The 486-nt window shown below is 63.8% G+C and carries 1 protein-coding gene; it reads right to left on the bottom strand.

Annotated elements, in window-relative coordinates:
* Positions 1 to 486: FAD-binding oxidoreductase (locus DVK06_RS17395; protein ID WP_303646266.1), on the bottom strand; the 486-nt coding region annotated here is incomplete at both ends.

The following is a 486-nucleotide window of genomic DNA, read 5'->3' as shown; positions in this document are numbered from 1 at the left end:
AACCTCGCTGTGCGCTTCCACCCCGGCGAATGAGAACGTCTGTACGGTGTCTGGGTGGTCCTTCGGTGGCTCTACGTCCCCTTCTCCCTCGGAAACGCGGTCAGCGAGGAGCCCCGAAGTCAGCGACCGTCCGTGACCGTCGTCGTCGGCATAAAACTCCACGAGTAGTCCCGCATGTGCGTTGTCCGGGACGAGCGCGGCAATCTCCTCGAAATCGGCGGTATCCCGCGCCAACCCGATAAGGACGTCGTCGATGAGTTCGACGGCCGCGGGGTCGTGTTCGAGGACGTGCTGCACGTCGGTCACGGCGTCGAGCACGCTCTCGTAGAACAGCAGCGAGACCGCCTTCGTCTCGGGGACCGGCTCTAAGGCGACCTTGGCTTCGGTGACGACCGCTAATGTCCCTTCGCTCCCCGCCATGAGCCGCGCGAGGTTAACTGTCCCCGTCTCGGCTTCTTCCACGAGAACGTCGAGGTTGTACCCGGA

Source organism: Halorubrum sp. Atlit-28R, assembly GCF_003665955.1.
Taxonomy (GTDB): domain Archaea; phylum Halobacteriota; class Halobacteria; order Halobacteriales; family Haloferacaceae; genus Halorubrum; species Halorubrum tropicale.
This window is presented reverse-complemented; position numbering and strand designations above follow the sequence as displayed.